25 protein-coding genes are annotated in these 22,112 nt (G+C 64.0%); 17 read left to right on the forward strand and 8 right to left on the reverse strand.

What is annotated here, in order from left to right:
• Positions 1–5 precede the first annotated feature (5 nt).
• A complete protein-coding gene (locus AC2FM5_RS01805) occupies positions 6–1,367 on the reverse strand; it encodes a formimidoylglutamate deiminase (protein ID WP_496733571.1) in 1,362 nt (453 codons plus the stop codon).
• Between the two features lie 81 nt (positions 1,368–1,448).
• On the opposite strand from AC2FM5_RS01805, the gene hutI reads away from it, so the two are divergent.
• The 8 genes from hutI to AC2FM5_RS01845 all read left to right on the forward strand — a co-directional run bounded on the left by hutI (position 1,449) and on the right by AC2FM5_RS01845 (position 8,779).
• Entirely contained in the window at positions 1,449–2,657 is a 1,209-nt protein-coding gene (gene hutI, locus AC2FM5_RS01810) for an imidazolonepropionase (RefSeq protein WP_496733573.1), read from the forward strand.
• Positions 2,654–4,192 (forward strand): histidine ammonia-lyase, encoded by a 1,539-nt coding sequence (hutH, locus tag AC2FM5_RS01815; RefSeq protein WP_496733575.1) that lies wholly within the window; start codon positions 2,654–2,656, stop codon positions 4,190–4,192. The genes hutI and hutH overlap by 4 nt, the downstream gene beginning before the upstream one ends.
• Positions 4,189–5,004, forward strand: coding sequence for an N-formylglutamate deformylase (hutG, locus tag AC2FM5_RS01820; protein ID WP_496733576.1), 816 nt, complete (start codon positions 4,189–4,191; stop codon positions 5,002–5,004). Before hutH ends, hutG begins: the two co-directional genes overlap by 4 nt.
• Complete coding sequence (gene hutU, locus AC2FM5_RS01825) at positions 5,001–6,683, forward strand: urocanate hydratase (protein ID WP_496733578.1); 1,683 nt, start codon at positions 5,001–5,003, stop codon at positions 6,681–6,683. Before hutG ends, hutU begins: the two co-directional genes overlap by 4 nt.
• 72 nt (positions 6,684–6,755) lie before the next feature.
• A complete protein-coding gene (gene serB, locus AC2FM5_RS01830) occupies positions 6,756–7,634 on the forward strand; it encodes a phosphoserine phosphatase SerB (protein ID WP_496733580.1) in 879 nt (292 codons plus the stop codon).
• A gap of 50 nt (positions 7,635–7,684) precedes the next feature.
• On the forward strand, positions 7,685–8,014 hold the full coding sequence (locus AC2FM5_RS01835; protein ID WP_170364822.1) for an ArsR/SmtB family transcription factor: 330 nt from the start codon (positions 7,685–7,687) through the stop codon (positions 8,012–8,014).
• A complete protein-coding gene (locus AC2FM5_RS01840) occupies positions 8,002–8,439 on the forward strand; it encodes an SRPBCC family protein (RefSeq protein ID WP_496733583.1) in 438 nt (145 codons plus the stop codon). Before AC2FM5_RS01835 ends, AC2FM5_RS01840 begins: the two co-directional genes overlap by 13 nt.
• Positions 8,440–8,458: 19 nt before the next feature.
• Positions 8,459–8,779: a YciI family protein gene (locus AC2FM5_RS01845; RefSeq protein WP_170341211.1), complete on the forward strand. Its 321-nt coding sequence runs from the start codon at positions 8,459–8,461 to the stop codon at positions 8,777–8,779.
• Positions 8,780–8,782: 3 nt separating this feature from the next.
• Here AC2FM5_RS01845 and AC2FM5_RS01850 read toward each other — a convergent pair whose 3' ends face one another.
• The gene (locus tag AC2FM5_RS01850) at positions 8,783–9,781 is read right to left on the reverse strand and encodes an asparaginase (RefSeq protein WP_496733588.1); all 999 of its coding nucleotides are present in this window, start codon (positions 9,779–9,781) and stop codon (positions 8,783–8,785) included.
• Positions 9,782–9,960: 179 nt separating this feature from the next.
• Here AC2FM5_RS01850 and AC2FM5_RS01855 point away from each other — a divergent pair, with 179 nt between their 5' ends.
• The 5 genes from AC2FM5_RS01855 to AC2FM5_RS01875 all read left to right on the forward strand — a co-directional run bounded on the left by AC2FM5_RS01855 (position 9,961) and on the right by AC2FM5_RS01875 (position 13,402).
• The gene (locus AC2FM5_RS01855) at positions 9,961–10,494 is read left to right on the forward strand and encodes an invasion associated locus B family protein (protein WP_170342134.1); all 534 of its coding nucleotides are present in this window, start codon (positions 9,961–9,963) and stop codon (positions 10,492–10,494) included.
• Between the two features lie 161 nt (positions 10,495–10,655).
• On the forward strand, positions 10,656–10,823 hold the full coding sequence (locus tag AC2FM5_RS01860; protein WP_170342136.1) for a hypothetical protein: 168 nt from the start codon (positions 10,656–10,658) through the stop codon (positions 10,821–10,823).
• 87 nt (positions 10,824–10,910) lie between these two features.
• Complete coding sequence (locus AC2FM5_RS01865; RefSeq protein ID WP_170360710.1) at positions 10,911–11,288, forward strand: lysozyme inhibitor LprI family protein; 378 nt, start codon at positions 10,911–10,913, stop codon at positions 11,286–11,288.
• Between the two features lie 89 nt (positions 11,289–11,377).
• Entirely contained in the window at positions 11,378–12,565 is a 1,188-nt protein-coding gene (gene rlmN / locus AC2FM5_RS01870) for a dual-specificity RNA methyltransferase RlmN (RefSeq protein WP_496733593.1), read from the forward strand.
• 216 nt (positions 12,566–12,781) lie between these two features.
• Positions 12,782–13,402: a cytochrome P460 family protein gene (locus AC2FM5_RS01875; protein WP_170370147.1), complete on the forward strand. Its 621-nt coding sequence runs from the start codon at positions 12,782–12,784 to the stop codon at positions 13,400–13,402.
• Here AC2FM5_RS01875 and AC2FM5_RS01880 read toward each other — a convergent pair.
• The 3 genes from AC2FM5_RS01880 to AC2FM5_RS01890 all read right to left on the reverse strand — a co-directional run bounded on the left by AC2FM5_RS01880 (position 13,384) and on the right by AC2FM5_RS01890 (position 16,418).
• Entirely contained in the window at positions 13,384–15,063 is a 1,680-nt protein-coding gene (locus tag AC2FM5_RS01880; protein ID WP_496733596.1) for a U32 family peptidase, read from the reverse strand. The genes AC2FM5_RS01875 and AC2FM5_RS01880 overlap by 19 nt on opposite strands.
• Before the next feature lie 84 nt (positions 15,064–15,147).
• Positions 15,148–15,492, reverse strand: a complete 345-nt coding sequence (locus AC2FM5_RS01885; protein WP_170341224.1) for a hypothetical protein — start codon at positions 15,490–15,492, stop codon at positions 15,148–15,150.
• The gene (locus AC2FM5_RS01890) at positions 15,489–16,418 is read right to left on the reverse strand and encodes a DnaJ C-terminal domain-containing protein (protein WP_496733597.1); all 930 of its coding nucleotides are present in this window, start codon (positions 16,416–16,418) and stop codon (positions 15,489–15,491) included. Before AC2FM5_RS01890 ends, AC2FM5_RS01885 begins: the two co-directional genes overlap by 4 nt.
• A gap of 179 nt (positions 16,419–16,597) precedes the next feature.
• On the opposite strand from AC2FM5_RS01890, the gene AC2FM5_RS01895 reads away from it, so the two are divergent.
• Positions 16,598–16,981 carry a hypothetical protein gene (locus AC2FM5_RS01895; protein WP_093964407.1) on the forward strand — a complete coding sequence of 128 codons (384 nt, stop codon included), beginning with the start codon at positions 16,598–16,600 and terminating at the stop codon, positions 16,979–16,981.
• A 3-nt stretch (positions 16,982–16,984) separates the two neighbouring features.
• On the opposite strand, the gene AC2FM5_RS01900 is transcribed toward AC2FM5_RS01895, so the two are convergent.
• Both AC2FM5_RS01900 and AC2FM5_RS01905 read right to left on the reverse strand, forming a co-directional pair.
• Positions 16,985–18,091 carry a cystathionine gamma-lyase gene (locus AC2FM5_RS01900; protein ID WP_496733598.1) on the reverse strand — a complete coding sequence of 369 codons (1,107 nt, stop codon included), beginning with the start codon at positions 18,089–18,091 and terminating at the stop codon, positions 16,985–16,987.
• Positions 18,092–18,094: 3 nt separating this feature from the next.
• Positions 18,095–18,937, reverse strand: a complete 843-nt coding sequence (locus tag AC2FM5_RS01905; RefSeq protein ID WP_093964208.1) for an LOG family protein — start codon at positions 18,935–18,937, stop codon at positions 18,095–18,097.
• A 79-nt stretch (positions 18,938–19,016) separates the two neighbouring features.
• Here AC2FM5_RS01905 and AC2FM5_RS01910 point away from each other — a divergent pair, with 79 nt between their 5' ends.
• The 3 genes from AC2FM5_RS01910 (at position 19,017) to dapD (ending at position 21,526) form a co-directional block, all read left to right on the forward strand.
• On the forward strand, positions 19,017–19,934 hold the full coding sequence (locus tag AC2FM5_RS01910; protein WP_496733599.1) for a threonine/serine dehydratase: 918 nt from the start codon (positions 19,017–19,019) through the stop codon (positions 19,932–19,934).
• Between the two features lie 45 nt (positions 19,935–19,979).
• The gene (locus AC2FM5_RS01915) at positions 19,980–20,579 is read left to right on the forward strand and encodes a GntR family transcriptional regulator (RefSeq protein ID WP_093964210.1); all 600 of its coding nucleotides are present in this window, start codon (positions 19,980–19,982) and stop codon (positions 20,577–20,579) included.
• 119 nt (positions 20,580–20,698) lie between these two features.
• Complete coding sequence (dapD, locus tag AC2FM5_RS01920) at positions 20,699–21,526, forward strand: 2,3,4,5-tetrahydropyridine-2,6-dicarboxylate N-succinyltransferase (RefSeq protein ID WP_149775516.1); 828 nt, start codon at positions 20,699–20,701, stop codon at positions 21,524–21,526.
• A gap of 72 nt (positions 21,527–21,598) precedes the next feature.
• On the opposite strand, the gene AC2FM5_RS01925 is transcribed toward dapD, so the two are convergent.
• Positions 21,599–22,030 carry a GFA family protein gene (locus AC2FM5_RS01925; RefSeq protein WP_254428971.1) on the reverse strand — a complete coding sequence of 144 codons (432 nt, stop codon included), beginning with the start codon at positions 22,028–22,030 and terminating at the stop codon, positions 21,599–21,601.
• Between the last annotated feature and the right edge of the window lie 82 nt (positions 22,031–22,112).

Here is a 22,112-nt window from a genome sequence, read left to right on the forward strand (position 1 = left end):
CCGGTTCAGACGTCAGTCAACAGGTCTGCAATCGCGGCTTTGTAGTCTCTGATTATCGTCTCGCGCGCAATATGCCTGCCATCCCGCACCATATGACGGCCTGCCGACCACAGATCCGTTACCAGACCATCGGGTGCGGCAAAGCACAAGCCGTCCAGAAGCTGATGATCCGCCAGCGCGCAAAGCGTTGGGTGCGACCGGTCAAGCGCCACCAGGTCGGCCAGTTTGCCGACCGCGATCTCTCCGGCATTGCGGCCCAGAGCCTGCGCCCCGCCTTGTGCCGCGCCGGTGTACAACGCATGTCCTACGGAACCGTTGGCTGCCGCCAGAACCGCGCGGGATCGGTCGCGAAGGCGCTGGGAATATTCCAGACTGCGCAACTCCTCTGGCAGAGAAACCCGCATGTTAGAGTCTGATCCGACCCCGAACCGTCCTCCAGCGTCAAGGTAGGGCACTCCGTTGAAGATCCCGTCGCCCAGGTTGGCTTCTGTGATCGGACACAGGCCGGCCACGGCTCCGGAACGCGCCAAAGCGCGTGTTTCGACATCGTTCATCTGGGTGGCATGGATCAGACACCAGCGTGAGTCGACCTGGGCATTGTCCAGAAGCCAGGCGACCGGGCGTTGGCCCAAAGCGGATTGCACGTCCTCGACCTCTTTCACCTGTTCGGCGATATGGATGTGAACCGGACCCTCCGGAACCTGCGCCAGCAGCAGGGCCAAGTCCGTGGGTGAGGTGGCGCGCAACGAGTGCGGCGCGATGCCGACCACCGTGTCCGCAGCAAGATCTGCGGCAGCCGACCGGCACTCGTGATACAGGTCCATGAACCGGTCCACGTCATTGCCGAACCGCAGCTGGCCGCCAGACAGGGGCTCTTGGCGGACGCCGCCGTAGGAATAGAGAACCGGCAAATGGGTCAGACCGATTCCCGTCCGCAAAGCTGCTGCGAAGATACGCCGGCTCAGCTCGGAAAGCTGGTCGTAGGGCGCGCCGCCGGGCTGGTGATGCACATAGTGGAATTCCCCGACTGCGGCATATCCGGCCTCCTGCATCTCAAGGAACACGAGCGCAGCGATGGCTTCCATCTGCTCGGGCGTCAACCTGTCCAGAAAGCGGTACATCAGATTTCGCCAGGACCAGAAGCTTTCCCGCCCGGCTGCGCGAAACTCGGTCATGCCGGCCATGGCGCGCTGAAACGCGTGGCTGTGCAGGTTCGACAAGGCTGGCAGCAGGACATCAACGCAGGTGTCGGCCGACTGCGGACGCGCACCGGTCTCCAATCCCGTGATGACGCCATTCGCAGTTTCGACCCTCAGGTTCGAAACCCAGTCAGAGCCTAACAAGGCGGCTTTGGCGTGGATCTGCATCGGTGTCTCTTTTTGTGTAGACTTTAATTTTTTACACGTATACGAAAAATTGAAACCCGAGGGGAGTCCAAAAGAATCGCGATGACCAGAAATTCGGTGATTTGTTGTCGGCGGATCGCAACCATGGCGGATGGGGTTGCGTCCTATGGCTTGGTCGCAGACGCGGCGATTGCTGTTTCGTCGGGCCGGATCCAATGGGTCGGGCCGCGCCGAGATCTGCCGCCGGATCACGCCGACTGGCCGATCGTCGATTTTGCAGATCGGTTGATCACTCCGGGCCTGATCGATCCGCACACGCATGCGATTTTCGGGGGCAACCGGGCGGTTGAGTTCGAAATGCGGTTGAACGGGGCAACCTACGAGGAGATCGCGCGCGCCGGAGGGGGCATTCTGTCGACGGTCACCGCCACACGCGCCGCCAGTATGCAGGACCTGATCCAAGAGGCACTGCCTCGCATAGACGCGCTGTTGGCCGAGGGTGTGACCTGCATTGAAATCAAGTCCGGCTATGGACTGGATCAGGACACCGAGCTGCGCATGTTGCGCGCGGCTCGGGAAGTTGCAAAGCAGCGCCCGGTGCGGGTCCGGACCAGTTTTCTGGGCGCGCATGCGATCCCACCCGAATTCACCGGGCGTGCGGACGCCTATATCGACACGGTCTGCATCCCGACCCTGCGCGCAGCCCATGCCGAGGGGCTGGTCGACGCAGTCGACGGGTTCTGCGAGGGCATCGCCTTTGACACCGTGCAGATCGCCCGGGTGTTCGACGCCGCGCGTGATTTGGGGCTGCCGGTCAAGCTGCATTCCGAGCAATTGTCGAACCTCGGCGGGACCCGGCTAGCGGCCTCCTACGGCGCCCTGTCAGCCGATCACGTCGAATATGTGGACGCCGCCGGAGTGGCGGCGATGGCCGAGGCCGGAACGACTGCCGTTCTGCTGCCCGGGGCATTCTACACGTTGCGGGAAACGCAGGCCCCGCCGATCGACCTGTTCCGCAAGGCCGGGGTGCCGATGGCCCTGGCCACCGATTGCAACCCGGGGTCCTCGCCGCTGACGTCGCTGCTGTTGACGATGAACATGGGCTGCACCCTGTTTGGCATGACCCCGGCCGAGGCGCTGGCCGGGGTCACCCGCAATGCCGCCCGCGCGCTTGGGCTGGCCGATGCCGGAACGATCGCGCCGGGGCAGCGGGCGGATCTGGCCGTGTGGGACGTCTCTCACCCGGCCGAGCTGGCCTATCGGATCGGGTTCAACCCGCTGCACGCGCGCATTTTCGGAGGGGAGGCATGAGCGCTTTGACCTTGGTTCCGGGGCTGGTCTCGCTGGCCCAACTGGCGGAGATCTACTGGAACGAAACGCCGGTGGTTCTGGATCAGGGCTGTCGCCCGGCTTTCGAGGCCGCCGCCGCCCGCATCGCCGAGGCCGCCGCCGGTGACCAGCCCGTCTATGGCGTGAATACCGGTTTCGGCAAGCTGGCCAGCCTAAAGATCGCGGCCAAGGACACCTCGGCGCTGCAGCGCAACCTGATCCTCAGCCATTGCTGCGGGGTCGGCCCGGCGGTGCCGCGGCGGTTGGCGCGCCTGATGATGGCGCTCAAGCTGTTGTCTTTCGGGCGCGGCGCATCTGGGGTGCGGTGGGCGCTGGTGGAGCTGCTGCAGCAGATGCTGGCCCGTGGCGTGACACCGGTGATCCCGGCGCAGGGCTCGGTGGGGGCCTCGGGTGATCTGGCGCCGCTGGCCCACATGACGGCGGTGATCATCGGCGAAGGCGAAGCCGAGCTGAACGGTACGGTCCTGCCGGGCGCACAAGCCTTGAAAAAGGCCGGATTAGAGCCTGTTCAACTGGGGCCGAAAGAGGGGCTGGCCTTCATCAACGGCACCCAGTTTTCGACGGCCTACGCCTTGGCGGGCCTGTTCGAGGGCTGGCGCGCGGCGCAGAACGCGCTCGTCGTTTCGGCCGTATCGACCGATGCCATCATGGGCTCCACCGCGCCGCTGCAACCCGAGATCCATGCCCTGCGCGGTCATCGCGGCCAGATCGAGGCCGCCAGCGCCATGCGGGCCGTGTTGCAGGGGTCGGAAATACGCGAAAGCCATCGCGAGGGCGACAGCCGCGTGCAGGATCCGTATTGCATTCGCTGCCAGCCGCAGGTCACCGGTGCCGCGATGGACGTGATCCGGCAGGCTGCCGCCACCCTGCAGACCGAGGCCAACGCGGCCACTGACAACCCGCTGGTGCTGTCCGATCCCGACATGATCGTTTCGGGCGGCAATTTTCACGCCGAACCGGTGGGATTTGCCGCCGACATGATCGCGCTGGCCCTGTCCGAGATCGGGGCCATCGCGCAACGCCGGATCGCGCTGATGGTGGATCCGACGCTCAGCTTCGATCTGCCGCCATTCCTGACCCCCGACCCGGGCTTGAATTCCGGCTTCATGATCGCCGAGGTCACGACCGCCGCGCTGATGAGCGAAAACAAGCATCTGGCCAATCCGTGCGTCACCGACAGCACGCCCACCTCGGCCAACCAGGAAGATCACGTCTCGATGGCCGCCCATGGGGCGCGGCGTCTGACGCGCATGGTGAAAAACCTGAACCATATTCTGGGGATCGAACTGCTCTGCGCCGCCCAGGGCGTCGAGTTCCGCGCCCCGCTGGTCACCAGCGCGCCCTTGCAGCGGGTGATTGCGCGGCTGCGCGCCGATATCCCGCCTTTGGCGGAGGACCGGTACCTGGCCCCGGAACTGGAGCAGGCAAAGGATCTTGTGGCCAGCGGCGCGATACTCGAGGCGCTGGGCGTACCGCTGCCGGAGGTGACGGCATGACCATGGTCGAGGTGCAGCGGGGGCAGGGCCCGATCGTGCTGGGCCAACCGCATGGCGGAACCTTCGTGCCCGAGGAGATCCATGCGCGCCTGAACCAGACCGGCCCGGCGTTGGCGGACACGGATTGGCACATAAATAGGCTCTATAAAGGGCTATTGGGCGATGCGACGGTGGTTCAGTCCCGCGTGCACCGCTATGTGATCGACGCCAATCGTGACCCTGCAGGTCAGTCGCTCTATCCGGGGCAGAACACGACGACCCTGGTGCCGCTGACCGATTTCGACGGGCAACCCATCTGGCTGGAAGGGCAGGAGCCGTCGGAAGATGAAATCGAGGAGAGGCGCGAGAAGTTCCACGCCCCCTACCACGCCGCGTTGCAGGAAGAATTGGAGCGGGTGCGGGCCAGGCATGGCGTGGCGATCCTGTTCGACTGCCACTCGATCCGGTCCCTGATCCCCTTCCTGTTCGACGGAGAGTTGCCGGTGTTCAACACGGGCACCAATGACGGCACCACCTGCGCACCCGAGGTCGCGCATGCGGTGGACGCCGTGGCTCAGGCGTCCGGCTGTACCGCGGTGCTGAACGGCCGGTTCAAGGGCGGTTGGACCACCCGGCACTATGGCCGCCCAGACAAGGGTATACATGCGATCCAGATGGAGATCGCCCAACGCGCCTATATGGACGAGACCCCGCCCTGGACCTGGCGCGCGGACCGGGCTGAACGCCTGCGCCCGCACCTGCAAGAGATGCTTGACCGCCTGCTTGCCTTGGCCTTGTCGGGCGCACTGGCCGAAAAAGGAGCCCCGAAATGAGTGACCCGCGCAAGAACACCCGTGACGTCTTTCCACCGACCGGGCCGGACCTGAATGCCAAAAGCTGGCTGACCGAGGCCCCGTTGCGGATGCTGATGAACAACCTCCACCCCGACGTTGCCGAAAACCCGCACGAATTGGTGGTCTATGGCGGCATCGGCCGTGCGGCTCGAACCTGGAAGGATTTCGACACTATTGTGGCCAGTTTGAAGGATCTCGAGTCCGACGAGACCCTGATCGTGCAGTCCGGCAAGCCGGTGGCGATCATCCGCACTCACAAGGACGCGCCGCGGGTGCTGATCGCCAATTCCAACCTCGTGCCGCATTGGGCGACCTGGGACCATTTCAACGAATTGGATCGGAAGGGCCTGATGATGTACGGCCAGATGACGGCCGGGTCGTGGATCTATATCGGAACGCAGGGCATCGTTCAGGGCACCTATGAAACCTTCGCCGAGGCCGGGCGCCAGCACTATGGCGGCGACCTGACCGGCCGATGGATCCTGACCGGTGGGCTGGGCGGCATGGGCGGAGCACAGCCTCTGGCGGCAGTCTTCGCCGGGGCCTGCTGTCTGGCGGTGGAATGCAACCCCGACAGCATCGATTTCCGCCTGCGCACCAAATACCTGGATGAAAAGGCCGAAACGTTGGATGAGGCGTTGGCCATGATCAACCGCTGGACCAAGGCGGGCGAGGCGAAGTCCGTGGGGCTGCTGGGCAATGCGGCCGAGATCTTTCCCGAGATCTACCGCCGCATGGCCGCTGGTGGGATGCGCCCCGACATCGTGACCGACCAGACCAGCGCCCATGACCCGATCAACGGGTATTTGCCCTTGGGCTGGACGCTGGCGCAGTGGCGCGAAAAGCGGGAAACAGACTCTAAATTAGTGGAAAAGGCCGCGCGCGCGTCGATGAAGCAGCATGTCGCGGCGATGGTCGATTTCTGGAACGCGGGCGTGCCGACGCTGGACTATGGCAACAACATCCGTCAGGTCGCGCAGGACGAGGGGCTTGAGAACGCCTTTGCCTTTCCCGGCTTCGTCCCGGCCTATATCCGCCCGCTGTTCTGCCGAGGCATCGGCCCGTTCCGCTGGTGCGCGCTGTCGGGCGACCCCGAGGATATCTACAAGACCGACGCCAAGTTGAAGGAGCTGTTCCCCGAGAACGAGCATCTGCATCGTTGGCTGGATATGGCGCAGGATCGGATCGCGTTTCAGGGCCTGCCCGCGCGGATTTGCTGGATCGGGCTGGGCGATCGGCACCGGGCCGGACTGGCCTTCAACCAGATGGTCGCGAACGGAGAACTGAGCGCACCGGTCGTCATCGGCCGGGATCATCTGGACAGCGGCTCGGTCGCCAGCCCCAACCGCGAGACCGAGGCGATGCTGGACGGCTCCGACGCCGTGTCGGACTGGCCGCTGCTGAACGCGTTGATCAACACCGCCAGCGGCGCGACCTGGGTGTCGTTGCATCACGGCGGCGGGGTCGGCATGGGCTTCAGCCAGCATGCGGGCGTGGTGATCTGCGCCGACGGCACCGAGGACGCCGCGCGGCGGCTGGAGCGGGTGTTGTGGAACGACCCGGCCTCGGGCGTGTGGCGTCATGCGGATGCGGGGTATGACATCGCCAAGGACTGCGCCCGCGAACACGGGCTGCGCCTGCCGGGCATTCTGGGCTAGCGGCGCGGAATTGGCCTCTGGCGGAAATGCTGCACCTGCGATATGCGCAGGGCAGGCTGCCGGAGGATCAAGATGTACGTTGCCACCCTGTTGACCAACCCCAAGACGCCGTCGCTGGACGGGGCGCTGATCGACTCGCTGCGCAATGCCTGGGGCGGGGGCGACATCCAGTGGCTGAGCCCCGACGAGGCGGCCGAATTTGCCCTGCCGGCGGTTCCGGCCAACCGTTGGGATGTCTGGGCCGACCTGCAGAAATTGGGCGTCGATCTGGTGGTGCAGCCGGCCGAGGGCCGCCGCAAGAAGATGCTGCTGGCCGATATGGACAGCACGATGATCCAGCAGGAATGCATCGACGAACTGGCCGACGAGGCCGGGGTAGGCGAGCGGGTCAAGGACATCACCGCCCGCGCCATGAATGGCGATCTGGATTTCGAAGGCGCGCTGACCGAGCGGGTGGGCCTGCTGAAGGGGCTGGACGTGTCGGTGATCGACCGGGTGCTGAACCAGCGCATCACCCTGATGCCGGGCGGCCGCGAACTGGTGGCGACGATGCGGGCCAATGGTGGCTATGCCGCGCTGGTCTCGGGCGGGTTCACCGCGTTCACGGCCCGCGTGGCCGAGCTGCTGGGTTTTGACGAGAACCGCGCCAACACGCTACTGGCGGAGGACGGCAAGCTGACCGGTGACGTGCAGCGCCCGATCCTGGGCCGTCAGGCCAAGGTCGAGGCGCTGGAGCAGATATCGGCCCGGCTGGGTATTTCCGAGGCCGAAGTGATCGCCGTGGGCGACGGGGCGAATGACCTGGGCATGCTGGAGCGCGCCGGAACAGGCGTGGCCCTGCACGCCAAGCCCTCGGTCGCCGCGCAATGCGACGTGCGCATCAACCATGGCGACCTGACCGCGCTGCTGTACCTGCAGGGATATGCCCGATCGGACTTTGCGCGGGGCTGATCCGACGGTTTCGGGTTCCCATTGTTTAACATTCGTGTTAATCAATAGCTATGAACACGCTGCTCGATGCCTTTTCGGCCCTGTCCGACCCGACCCGATTCACGATCGTTGAACAACTGATGGATCACGGCGAACTGCCTGCCGGAGACCTAGCCCAGGGCAAGGGCATGTCCGGCGCGGCCATTTCCCGGCACCTGAAGGTTCTGCGGCAGGCCGGGCTGGTGAATCAGCGCGTCAACGGCACCCAGCGCATCTATTCGATCCGCCCCGAGGGGCTGCGCGCGATTGCCGAATGGACCATCTCGAAACGACAGTTCTGGGAGGCCAGCCTGGACCGCCTGGGCGACATTCTGCAGGAGGACTCCTCATGGCCGACCTGAAGCTGGTGCGTGACTTTCCGGTCAGCGCCGAAACCCTGTTCGCCTGGATCAGCGACGGAACCAGATTGTTGCAGTGGTGGGGGCCCGAAGGGGTCGAGGTGCCGCAGCACGATCTGGATTTCTCGCGCCTAGGTCCGTGGTATTCGGTCATGGTAAATCGCGAGGGGCAGCGTTTCAAGGTGTCCGGGCATGTGACCCATGTGGACCCACCGAACTCGGTCGGGTTCACCTGGGGCTGGCATGACGACCAGGACCAGCGCGGCGCCGAGAGCCATGTGAAGCTGGCGGTCGAGCCGACCGACACCGGAGCGCGCCTGATCCTGGATCACCGCGATCTGGGCGATGACGACGTCTCGGCCAATCATGAAAGCGGCTGGACTTCGTCGCTGCGCAAGCTGGAAGCCCGGCTTGCCAACCCCGTCTGACCAAAAGGGAGACCAGAAAATGCCTCAGTACTTGTTTGTCTATCACGGCGGCACCACGCCGACCGACCCGGCCGAGATCGAAGCCACCATGGCCGCCTGGGGCGCGTGGTTCCAGAACATGGGGCCGGCGCTGGAAATCCCCGGCAACCCGGTGGGCCAGTCCCATACCGTCAGCGCCGATGGCGTGGCCGGCAATGGCGGGCCGAACCCGGCCTCGGGCTTTACCGTCGTCAAGGCCGACAGCATCGAAGCCGCCACCGACATGGCCAAGGGCTGCCCCATGGTGGTCAACGGCTCGGGCTCGGTCGAGGTGGCCGAGATCCACGAGATCGAGATGTGACCCTCAGCCGGGGAAACCCGGCGCGGGGCGGATCACGCCGCATTCCAGCCCGCGGCGGCTGTATTGCGTGGCGTTCATGAATTTGCGCGTGGCCGGGTGATCGGCCTCGAGCACGCCGAGGCTGACGAGAATGGCGGCGATGGCACACTCGCTGGCGCGGGTGGCGCCATCGGTGATCTTCAGCGCCACACCCATCTTCTTTTCCGGGATGATCGCGACGAACACGGCCTCGGCCCCGGTCTTGATCGCGGCACGGCCGTTCATCGCCCGCATCAGTTCGGTGCAGGCGCGGGTTTCGCCCGCCACCAGCTCGGGGTGGGCGACCATCGCCCGGGTCAATTGCAGGGCCGCGTCGCTGGCCCGGTCCGACCGGTCGCCGGCCGAGGCAAACCACGCCATCGACCGCGCCAGTCCCATCACAGAAGTGGCGAAATTGGGCGCCGAGCAACCGTCGATCCCGTAACAGGGGCTGTCCTCGCCCGTGGTCTCTTCGAAGGCCGACAGGCAGGCCTGCTGCACGGGGTGGTCGATTTCGATATATTCGGGGCCTGCGCCCATGTGCCGGGCCAGGGTCAGGAACCCGCAATGCTTGCCCGAGCAGTTGTTGTGGATCTGGCAGGGCGTGTCATCGGCCAGGATCAGGCCGTCGCGCGCGGCCATGTCGGCCGGCTCCTGCGGGCCGCAGCGCAGATCGGGCTCGGACAGGCCCAGGTGATCCAGCCAAGCGGTCACGCGCTCGGTATGGATCGCCGCGCCGTTGTGCGAGGCGCAGGCCAGCGCCAGATGCTCGGAGCCCAGCCCGTATTTGGCCGCCGCGCCTGAGGTGATCAGCGGCAGCGCCTGGATCATCTTGGCTGACGACCGCGGATAGATCACCGCGTTCGGATCGCCCCAGCTGCGCACGATCTGGCCGCTGTCGTCGCAGATCACCGCATGGCCCAGATGAAGGCTCTCCAACAGCGGTCCGCGCCACAGTTCGGTCATCGGTACTGGCTGCGTCATGTCGTCCCTCCGGAATGTGCGCAAAATTCTGCCAATCGCCCTTTCGCCTGTGGCGAAACCTGCGTTAGTGTGTGTATGTCGGCAATCATCCGGATGCGCAACTGCAACAGACGGACCGTCAGGGTTCGCGGCCTTCCGGGATGGAGTTGAGGTGTGGGTCGAGCCAGGAGGCTGAACGAATGAAAACAATGCTCGCCCGCGTATGCGCGGGCCTTTGTGTGGCAGGGATGGCCACGACAGCGATCGCCCAGCAGGCGACCAGTACGAACCGTGTGTCCGCTCAGACTGATTGGAGCGTGTTCGTCGAAGACGATCCGACCGAGTGCTGGAGCGTATCCGCCCCCAAGGAGACCGTGAATACCCGCGGTGGCCGTGTGGTATCGGTGCGTCGCAGCGACATTTTGCTGTTCGTGTTTTATCGCCCCAACGCCGAGGTCAAAGGACAGGTGACATTCACCGGAGGCTACCCATTCGCGCCCGGGTCCACGGTGAATCTGGAAATCGACGGGTCCGAGTTCGAATTGTTCACCGAGGGCGAGTGGGCGTGGCCCGCCAGCGCCGCGGATGATGCCAAGATCGTCACGGCGATGAAGCGCGGGACCGAGGCCGTGTTGACCGCACGGTCCGAACGCGGCACCCAGACCAAGGACACGTTCTCGTTGCTGGGCTTTACCGCAGCCATCGAAGACGCCGAGAAGCGCTGCACCAAGTAACTGCCCAACCCGTCCAGATCTCATGCCCCGCCAAAATGGCGGGGTTTTGCGTTTTTGTGCATCCGTTTACGCAACGTCGGTATCAAAACTTGATCCGCATCAAGGTTGACGGACTCGATTTCTGAACCAATCGGTTCAGACAACGAAGAAGGAGTCCAGACATGTCGACCAAACCCCTTATTGCGGTTCTGATTGTTGCAGCGGCAACTCTGAGCGCGTGCGAGAAATCCACCGAAACCTATCCGGTCACGGGCGAGCAATGCGGCCCGAATGATCCGGTCAAGACACTGGATGCCGAGGACTGCTACATCCCGCCAGCCGGGGTGTGATCGCTCGCTGCACCTAAAACGTGCCCAAGCCTGACCACTGTGCTAAGCTCTGTCTGAAACCATGGGTAGACAGGCGAGGAGACGGACATGCGTTGGGTTTGGGCAGCAATTCTTCTTCCGGTATCGGCATTTGCAGACCCGGCGCTGGAATGTACCGATGCCGGATCTCAGGTCGAGATCGGGACATGCGTCGGTCGGGCCGAGACCAATGTCGAGGCCGCTTTGGTCGCGGCGTTTGGGTTCGCAGTCGATGCGGCGAAGGAACTGGACGAAGTGACGGGTCGGGCTGTTGCTTTGCCAGCCCTTGAAACTTCTCAAGAGGCTTGGAAGACTTTTCGCGATGCGCAGTGCGAAGCAGTTGGCGCGTCTTTTGGTGGTGGATCCGGAACGGGCATTGCGATCACCTCGTGCCGGGTCGAGTTGGGGCGGGCCCGTGTCACCGAACTGTTGCGGTTCCTCGACTGACGTCCGGGCAGGTTCTCACGAATCCTTTTGATCTTTGCCGGCGTTCCTATATAGAGGCGCATCCCAAGCCAGAACGCCCGAGAACCGCCATGTCCGCCAAAGCGCCGATCACCCAGGATGTCATGACCATTCCCCGCAAATTGCCCGAGGGAAAGATCAACCTTGTCGGTCTGACCCGCGACCGGCTGCGCGAGGTTCTGATCGAACATGGAACGCCTGAAAAGCAGGCCAAGATGCGGGTGAACCAGATCTGGCAGTGGATCTATCAATGGGGCGTGCGCGATTTTGACCAGATGACCAATCTGGCCAAGGCCTATCGCGCGCAACTGGCCGAGAATTTCGTGATCGAAATCCCCGAGGTGGTTACCCGCCAGGTGTCGGAAGATGGTACCCGCAAGTACCTGGTGCGCATCGCCGGTGGGCACGAGGTCGAGGTCGTCTACATCCCCGAAGAGGATCGCGGCACGCTGTGCATCTCGTCGCAGGTGGGCTGCACGCTGACCTGTTCGTTCTGCCACACCGGAACGCAGAAGCTGGTGCGCAACCTGACTGCGGCCGAGATCATCGGTCAGGTGATGATGGCGCGTGACGATCTGGACGAATGGCCCACCCCGGGCGCGCCCAAGAACGAGACGCGCCTGCTCTCCAACATCGTGCTGATGGGCATGGGCGAGCCGCTCTACAATTTCGAAAACGTCCGCGACGCGATGAAGATCGCGATGGATCCCGAGGGCATTTCGCTGTCGCGCCGGCGGATCACTCTGTCGACGTCGGGCGTGGTGCCCGAAATCGCGCGCACGGCGGAAGAGATCGGCTGCCTGCTGGCGATCTCGTTCCACGCCACCATGGACGAGGTGCGCGACGTTCTGGTGCCGATCAACAAGCGTTGGAACATCGAGGAACTGCTGCAGGCGCTGGCCAGCTATCCCAACGCGTCGAATTCCGAGCGGATCACCTTTGAATACGTGATGCTGGACGGCGTGAACGACAGCGACGAGGACGCGCATCGCCTGATCGACCACATCAAACGCCACAACATTCCGGCCAAGATCAACCTGATCCCGTTCAACGAGTGGCCCGGCGCGCCCTACAAGCGCAGCTCGAACAACCGGATCCGGGCCTTTGCCAACATCATCTATCAGGCCGGGTACGCCTCGCCCATCCGCAAGACGCGGGGCGAGGACATCATGGCCGCCTGCGGTCAGTTGAAATCGGCCACCGAGCGCGCCCGCAAGTCGCGCCGCCAGATCGAGGCCGAGGCCGGGCTGAAAGGTTGATCCGATGCCCGCGGGTTCGCGGGCAAATGGTCTGTAATTCTACGGCTGAATTTGGTAGTCTTGAGGCATGAGAGGTGCGCGGTTGCGCGCACGTAAAATCTGCGCACAAGACGGTGAGTTGGACAGTCCGGTTCTGGTGCGTTTCGTCCAGTCCGCTCAAATTTGTCGGGGAAATCTGCGGAATTCAGGCAAGCCTGGAACAGGGTGGGCCAATACATGAACGCACTGACGAACCTGTCCACGATCTGCATGACCGCCGTATTGGTTGCATCGGGCGCAGCCATTGCATGGGCGCAATCCAACGAGACCGAGGCGCATCTGGCGATCGAGAACCCGGCGGACCTGAGCAAAGAGGACGCGCAGCAGCACTATCGCGCCCTCAGGAAACAGATGGATCGCGGCTATGCCACCGCGCATCTGGATCAACTGATGAACTATCAGAACTGGCCGTTGTTCAACGACGCGCCGTACCTGTCGGCCACGCATGGGCAGCGCTACGTCAACAGCTATGCCAACCGGATGGCCCACAATTACGGCACCTTGCAACCGGGGGAAAAGCTGCCCGTGGGCTCGGTTCTGGCCAAGGACAGCATGACCGTCACGGATGAGGGCCGGGTGCATCCCGGCGCCCTGTTCGTGATGGAGAAACTGCCCGAAGGCACCAGCCCCGACACCGCCGACTGGCGCTATGTCATGGTGATGCCCGACGGGTCTCTGTTCGGTGACACGATGGGGGATCGCGCGGGGGCGGTTGCCTATTGCCATGACTGCCACGAAGCGGTGGCTGACCGCGACTATACGTTCTTCGTGCCCGAGGATTACCGCGTCGGCAACTGATCGCGGGCCGCGTCGCCGGGCAGTTTCAGGGCGGCGGCCTCGCGCCGGCTGAGCTGCTCTCCCTGCTTGCGTTTTGACAGAACCTCGCGCGCCAGGGCGTATTTGTCATCCTGCCAGAAGATCAGGCAGCCGTTGCACCCCTTGCCGCAACAGCCCTCGGTGCCCACGCGGTTGGTCTTGAACAGGCGCTCGGTGCCGTCCTGACCGATCTTCTCCACCAGCTCGTCCCGGCGGCGGGCATAGGCGGCTGGATTGTCGCGCCCCGAGGTTTCCAAGCCCTGCACCAGCTTGTCAAAACGGATGCGGCTCCAATGTTCGTCGGTCAGGGCGCGCTCCTTGCGCAGGACCGAATATACCGGGAAACGGGCGCGCAGGTCGTCGGGGTCTTCGTGATCGAACAGGGCAAACGGCAGGCGGATCACGGTTTTCGTGCTGCCATGCACCACGTCCAGCCTGGCGCCGTCACTGGCGCGTTCGAATTCGTAGGCGCGCAGCAGGACCGTCTCGCGCGAGATGGGCGAGACGAAATCCAGCACGTCGCCGGGTTCAAGCTTGTTCTTCACTTCGACCAGGAAGGCATCCTCGGTCACGTCGGTCACCAGCCCGGCATATTCCCATTGGGCGATGGTCGCGGTGTGTTCGTAATCATGGGCGTAATTGGTCAGCCGCCCTTCGTGAAAGGCCAGCGTGTAGCCGCGGTTTCCCACGGTCTCCAACTCGCACATGTAAGGCTTCGGGTCCCAGTTCTCGGGATCGGCATAGTAATCGTCGATGGCCATGCGATAGGCGCGCGCGACGATGGCGGCATAGTATTCCGACTTGCCGCGCCCCTCGACCTTGAGGCTGTCGACGCCGATCTTCAGGTATTCGTCCAGCTTGGGCATGATGCACAGATCGCGCGAATTGAGGATGTACGAGCCGCGATCATCCTCTTCGATCGGCATCAGTTCACCCGGGCGGCAGCCTTCTTCCAGCAGGAATTCGAACAGGTCGGCGTTTTCCTCGGTGATCCGCAGTTCCTGATGGGTGCCGTCCTTCAGCCGCAGCTTCAGCGCATAGTTCCAGCGGCAGGAATTGGCGCAGTTGCCCTGGTTGGCGCCACGTTCCGCCATGAAGTTCGACAGCAGGCAGCGGCCCGAATAGGTCATGCACATGGCGCCGTGCACGAAAGCCTCGAGCCGGATGTCGGGGCATTTCTCTCGGATTTCCACCAGTTCGGGATACGAGACCTCGCGCGCCAGCACCACCAGTTCGGCCCCCTGATCCTGCCAGAACTTCACCGACAGCCACGAACAGATATTGGCCTGGGTCGAGATATGCAGCGGCAGTTCGGGCGCGCGGTCGCGCACATACTGGAATACGCCGGGGTCGGCGATGATCAACCCGTCCGGCCGTACCTTGCGCACGGTGTCGATGTATTCGTCCAGCTTGGGGATGTCCTTGTTGTGCGAAAACAGGTTCAGCGTCAGATAGGCGCGGCTGCCATGCGCGTGGCAGAACTCGACCCCTTCAATCACCTCGTCCAGCGAAAACTCGGACTTGGTGCGCAGAGACATGTCGGGCGTGCCCAGATACACCGCATCCGCCCCGTACAGGATGGCCAGTTTCAGCTTGCGCAGATTGCCTGCAGGCATCAGCAATTCCGACTTGGTCCGTGTCATCGCATCACCCGGTTCCGACTCGATGGCGCCTTCTAAGGCAAAACCACCGAGTCCAGAAGGGCAAACCTGCCTTGCAGACAGGTCCTAGCCGCGGCGGAACCGCGCTGTTCCGATCCGTTCGACCAGCTGGCTGCGGACCGGGTCGGGTTGGGCGTCGATGGCGCGCAGCACCTCGCGCAGTTCTGCCCGCAGGCCGTGCATCTGGTCGATCAGCGACAGCACCATCGACAGGGCGTCGGGCTCCATCTCGTACTGGTCATCCAACTCGCAAGCCAGTTGCAGGCGCGCCATGTCCAGCCGCTCGTAGACCAGCCCCTGGTCGGACTGGCGCGGGATCACGATCCGGGCGGACAGGAACCGGGACAACCGCTCTGATGTCAGGTTCTGGACGGCTTCGATCAGTTCGGCTTCGGTCAGAGAACGGGTCATGCCGGCATTCCTTTCCGCGGGTCATAGCTGTGCGACTTGCGCCAGTTCTGCATGAACTGCTTCAGTTCGTCGTCGATCTTGTCGGGCAGCACCACGCTCAGCTCGATCAGCTGGTCGCCGCGTTTGTCCGAGCCGCGTTTCCTGACGCCTTTGCCGCGCAGGCGCAGGGTCTTGCCGCTGCTTGTGCCCTCGGGCACGGTCACGTTCACGCGGCCGTCGATCGTGGGCGCGGGGACCTTGCCGCCCAGAACGGCCTCGTCGATGGTGATCGGCAGGGTGATGCGGATGTCGTCGCCCTCGCGCTTGAACACCGGGTGTTCGGCCACGCGGATCGTGACCAGCGCGTCGCCCGGCGGCCCCTCGCCATAGCCCGGCGCGCCCTTGCCACGCAGGCGGATGGTCTGGCCGTCGGTGATGCCGGCAGGGATCTTCACCTCGATCCGGTCACCACTGGGCAGGGTAAGCTTTTGCGTGGCGCCAAAGACGGCATCCAGGAAGCTGATCTGCAGGCTGTAGTTCACGTTGTGACCGGGCGCATGAAACTCGCGCGCACGCCCCCCGTTGAAGCCTCCGTTGCCACGGTTGCCGAAGAACTGGGCAAAGATGTCGGACATGTCGTCGTCCTCGACCCCGCCGCCCGCGCGATAAGGGTTGCCCGCGGTTTCCGCATATTCACGGTAATATTGCTGCTGCGGGCGCTCCTGGCCCGAGGCGTCGATCTCGCCCCGGTCGAATTTTGCCCGGGTTTCGGGATCCTTCAGCAGGTCATAGGCTGCGGCGGCGGCCTTGAACTTGGCCTCGGTCTTGGCGTCCCCGGGCTTGAGGTCCGGGTGGCAGGCCTTGGCGATGCGCCGGTAGGCTTTCTTGATTTCGGCGGCACTGGCGTCTTTCGAGACGCCCAACACCGAATATGGATTGTCGCTCATATATCGCTCGTTTCTGATGGGTTGCGCCAGTGGATGTTGTTGGCAGTTAACCTTTCAGATTGTGTCGTGTCATGGAATTTCAACAGGACCGAATACCGAGAAGATTGAATTTTCTCGAAAAATTCCGGCATCCTGATAATATCCGCATGTTTCGAACTGTTGCGGATGGAGTCAAACGCATGTCACGCAGAATCAAGTCGGCCCTGGCCCTGTTGGCGGGCAATGCCATCGGTCTGTTGTTGGCCAGCCTGTTGCTGACCGGCTTTTCGATCAAGCCGGTGTCCTTCATCGTGGTGGTGATCGTGTTCACCCTGGTTCAGGTCGTGGCCGAGCCATTGATCCTGAAGATCGGGGAAAAGAACGTGCCGGCGCTGAAGGGCGGCATCGCGCTGGTGGTCACCTTCGTGGGCCTGTTGATCACCGATCTGGTCGCCGCAGGGCTGACCGTGGGCGGTATCTCGAACCTGTTGGCGGCGACGCTTCTGGTGTGGCTGGGCGCCTTGATCGCTGGGGTTCTGCTGCCGATCTACGTCTTCACCGAACTGCGCGAGCCCAAGAAATAAGGCTCAGGCCAGCGCATTTAGGCTGTCGTTCAGAGCCTGCCACAGCTCGTCCACTGGTTCACACCCGACCGACAGGCGCACGAAACCGGGATCGACCTGATCCCCCCAGCGCGCGCGCCGCTCGGCCGAGCTGTGCACGCCACCGAAGGACGTGGCCGGGCGCAACAGCGGGCAGCCATTGATGAACCGTTCGGCCTGGTCTTCCGAGGCCAGCGTGATAGTCAGCAGAAAGCCGAACCGTGCGGTCTGTTTTCGGGCCAGATCGTGCGACGGGTCCGACGGCAGGCCTGGATAGCGGATCTGCGTGACCGCCGGATGATCGGCCAGCCGTTCGGCCAGAACCTGCGCCGAGCTGCTCATGCGGTCGAACCGGACGTCCAGCGTCTCCAGCCCGCGATGCAGTAGCCAGGCCTCATGCGGGCCGGGGATCGCGCCCGAGACGCGACGCCATTCCTCGACCCGTTCCATGATCTGGGCATCGCGGCTGGCCACGTGGCCCATCAGCAGGTCGGAATGCCCGCCCATCGCCTTGGTGTCCGAGGCGACGACGATGTCGATGCCCAGGTCCAGCGGGCGCTGTCCCAGCGGGGTCAGCGTCGTGTTGTCGGCGATGGTGATGCCACCCGCGGCGCGCACGTCGCGGGCCACCTGCGCCAGGTCGATCATGTCGAGCCCGGGGTTGGAGGGGCTTTCGACGAAGACCACGTCGAACCCGTCGAACCCGCCCTGCGCAAATGCGGTCGTTGGGCGCTCTTCGACCGACACGCCCAGCGGGGCGAGGAACCGGTCGGCCAGCAGGCGGGTGACATAATACCCGTCCGACGGGATCAGGATGCGCGACCCCGCGCGCACGGTCGCGAACAACGCCGCCGAAATTGCACCCATGCCGGACGGAAAAATCAGGCAGGGTGCGTCTTCGAGATGCGCCAGCACATGCTCGACCTGTGTCCAGGTCGGGTTGTCCACCCGGCCATAGGTCGGGTGACCGTCCGGCGCGCCGGGCAGGTGGAACATGCTGCTTTGGGTCAGCGGCAAGGCCACCGGGTCGCCTTTGCTCAGGGCATTGCCGCGCAGATGCAGCATCTCACCTGTCTTGGGGGTGCGCGCCATCGCTCAGCGCCCCGGAATGTCGTCGCGCGGCGGGGCGGGTTCCCAGCGCTCGATGATGTCGACTGCCTCCTGCGCGGTATCGACAAAGCGGAACAGGTCCAGATCCTCTTCGGAAATGGTCCCGGCATCGGCCAGCGCTTCCCAATTGATCACCCGCTCCCAGAACTCGCGCCCGAACAGCAGGAACGGCACGCGCTCCATCCGGCCGGTCTGGATCAGGGTGAGGGACTCAAACAACTCATCCATCGTGCCGAATCCGCCGGGGAAGATGGTGATCGCACGGGCGCGCATCAGGAAATGCATCTTGCGTATGGCGAAATAGTGGAAATTGAAGCTCAGCTCAGGGGTGACATAGGCATTGGGCGCCTGCTCGTGCGGCAGCACGATGTTCAGCCCGATCGAGCAGCCACCGGCATCCTTGGCGCCGCGATTTCCGGCCTCCATCACGCCGGGGCCACCGCCGGTGACGATGACGTTCTCGCGGCACCCGCTTTGCTTGGATTTCTCGGTCATCAGCCGGGCGAATTCGCGCGCCTCGTCATAGTATTGCGACAGACCGGCCAACGTGGCCGTCCGGGCGCTGTCCTTTTTGGCCGGTTCCGGGATTCGCGCGCCGCCGAACATCACGATGGTCGACGTGATCTGGCGTTCGGCCATGATCATTTCGGGCTTCAGCAGTTCCAGTTGCAGACGCACGGGCCGCAGTTCCTCGCGGCACAGGAAATCGTCATCGGCAAAGGCCAGCCGGTACGAGGGCGAGCGTGTCTGCGGCGTGTCGGGGACTTCGCTTGCGGTCGAGCGGTCGGTATGCGCATCGCGGAAAGGGCTGAGGCGGTCTTCTCTCATTGCTGGGGGTTCCCTGCTTGCGTGTTTTTCAAACAGCTATAGGGTTCGCGGGCAGAGTGCCAGTCACGGAAAGACGAGAATGGATTGGAAGACTGAAATTTCGGCCGCAGCCGAACGCATCAATGGCCACGCGCAGGTGACACCGGTCATGACAAGCGACGCGCTGGGACTGGCGCAGCCGGTCGAGATGAAGCTGGAGCATTTCCAGCACACCGGCAGTTTCAAGGCGCGCGGGGCGTTCAACACGTTGCTCAGCCTCGATGTGCCGGCGGCAGGGGTTGTGGCCGCCTCGGGCGGGAATCACGGTGCGGCTGCGGCCTATGCCGCGCGGGCGCTGGGCCATCCGGCCAAGATCTTCGTGCCCGAGATGGCCGGCCCGTCCAAAATTGCTCTGATCGAACGGATCGGCGCGGATCTGAGCGTGGTGCCGGGTGAATACGCAAACGCCCTGGCGATGGCGCGTGAACACGAAGATCGAACAGGTGCGATGCAGATCCATGCCTATGATGCGCCGGCCACCGTGGCCGGGCAGGGCACCTGTTTTGCCGAATGGGACCGCCAGGGCCTGCGGGCCGATACCGTATTGGTGGCGGTGGGCGGCGGCGGGCTGATCGCGGGGGCGCTGGCCTGGTTTCAGGGCGCGCGCAAGGTCGTTGCGGTCGAGCCGGAAACGTCATGTGCCTTGAACGCGGCGTTGCAGGCCGGAGCGCCCGTGGATGTGTCCGTTTCCGGCATAGCCGCCAACGCGCTGGGTGCGCGGCGGATCGGCGACATCTGTTTCGGGCTGGCGCAGGGGATGACGTCGGTGCTGGTCAGCGATGACGCGATCGCCGAGGCGCAGCAGAGCCTGTGGCAGGCGCATCGCATTCTTGTCGAGCCGGCGGGCGCGACGGCCCTGGCGGCCTTGACCTCGGGCGTCTACACGCCGGAACCGGGCGAACGGGTCGCGGTTCTGGTCTGCGGGGGCAATATCGCACCTGACCCTCTGACCGCCTGAATTTGCGCCTTGAGGCCCGAGCCTTGGGATTATAGATAAAATCCCATGACCGCCACGATCGCAGATTCCATCTATGACCGGCTCAGCCAGCGCATCATCACGGGCGAGCTGCCCGCGGGTGAGAAACTGCGGCAGGACCATATCGCGCGGGCGTTCGACACCAGCCATGTCCCAGTGCGCGAGGCGCTGTTGCGGCTTCAGGCGCATGGCCTGGCCCACAGCGAACCACGGCGCGGCATGCGCGTCACCGCGTTGGACCCGGCCGAGGTGCGCGAGGTGATCGAGATGCGCGTGGCCCTGGAATCGCTGGCCCTGCAACATGCGATCCAGAATTTGACACCGGCGGATCTCAAGGCGGCCGACAAGGCCCGCATCGCCTGCGACGAGGCGCAGGACATGCCCACATGGGAAACCCGGAACCGCGCCTTTCATCGGGCGATCCTGACACCCTGCGCGCGGCCGCGCCTGCTGCATACGATCGACGATCTGCATATCGCCAGCGCCCGCCATCTGTTCGCCCATTGGCGTCATCGCTGGGTCCAGCGGAAAGACACCGACCACGCCGCCATCGTGCAGGCGATGAAGCGCCGCGATACCGCCACGGCCACAGCGATTCTGGTGCGCCATATCCGCCGCGCCAGCTGAGACCGACGGGTTTTCGCGCCGGGTGGCCGCAAATGGCTCCGCCAACGTCGCATTGCGCATTGGCCCCGGCTTTCATATAGGCAACACCAACCAAACGAGAGTCAGCACGGAGTAACCCCATGTCCAACGCCCAACTGGAAACCGCCATCGAGGCCGCATGGGAGGCCCGCGACACGATCACGCCCGCCACCACCGGTGAACAGCGCGAAGCGATCGAGGACACGCTGAACGCGCTGGACAGCGGCACGCTGCGGGTCGCCGAGAAGCAGGCCGATGGCAGCTGGCATGTGAACCAGTGGGCCAAGAAGGCGGTTCTGCTGGGCTTTCGCATCAAGGACATGGAAATTCAGTCCGGCGGCCCGCAGGGCGGCGGCTGGTGGGACAAGGTCGACAGCAAATTCGCCGGCTGGGGTGAAAACCAGTGGCGCGCGGCCGGTTTCCGCGCGGTGCCCAACTGCGTGGTTCGCAAGTCGGCCTATATCGCGCCGGGCGTGGTGCTGATGCCGTCTTTCGTGAACCTCGGCGCCTATGTGGACGAAGGCACGATGGTCGATACCTGGGCCACCGTCGGGTCCTGCGCGCAGATCGGCAAGAACGTCCACCTGTCCGGCGGCGTCGGCATCGGCGGCGTGCTGGAACCCATGCAGGCCGGCCCGACCATCATCGAGGACAACTGCTTCATCGGCGCCCGCTCCGAGGTGGTCGAGGGCTGCATCATCCGCGAGGGCTCGGTTCTGGGCATGGGCGTCTATATCGGCCAGTCCACCAAGATCGTCGACCGCGAGTCGGGCGAGGTGTTCTATGGCGAGGTGCCGCCCTATTCGGTGGTGGTGTCCGGTTCGATGCCGTCAAAGAACGGGATCAACCTGTACTGTGCGGTGATCGTGAAGCGGGTGGATGAAAAGACCCGCTCGAAGACCGGGATCAACGAGCTGCTGCGCGATTGATCGCAGGCATTGTTCAAAGTTCCAAAGGTCGCGGCTCTGGTCCGCGGCCTTTTTTGTTCGGCAGGGTCGGACCTATCCCGTCGTGTAGTCGGCGAGATCCTCGGGCGCGTGCAGCAGGGTGCCGTCGTATTTCGGCAAGTCATCGTGCAGTTCCAGCCAGGGCAGCTTGCTTTGAAAATTGACGTGAAAGGTTGGCGCAAAGTCCACAGGGTCTTCCAGTGAGGCCGCGTACAGGTGCATCCCGCCTTCATAGTGGTCGGCCTCGAACCCCATCGGAGAGCCACAGGTTGCGCAGAAATGTCGCTGGACGCCTTTCGAACTGGCGAAACTACGCGGTGTTGCGGCGGTCCATCGGAAATTGCGCAAGGGTACGCCCAACCATGCGACCACGGGCGCGGCGCAGTTGCGGCGGCAATCGTCACAATGGCAGTAGCAGCTCCAGGTCTCGGCGCCCTCAAACTCCCAGCGGGTTTCACCGCACAGGCAGCGGCCGCGTTTGGTCATGATGTCCTCCGTCGTTTTTCGCGACCAGTCTGACTGGACGGTGGGCCTGAGCGCGTCAAAAAACGACACGGCATCCGGGAAC

It is taken from the genome of Ruegeria sp. BHSA162 (genome assembly GCF_059613385.1).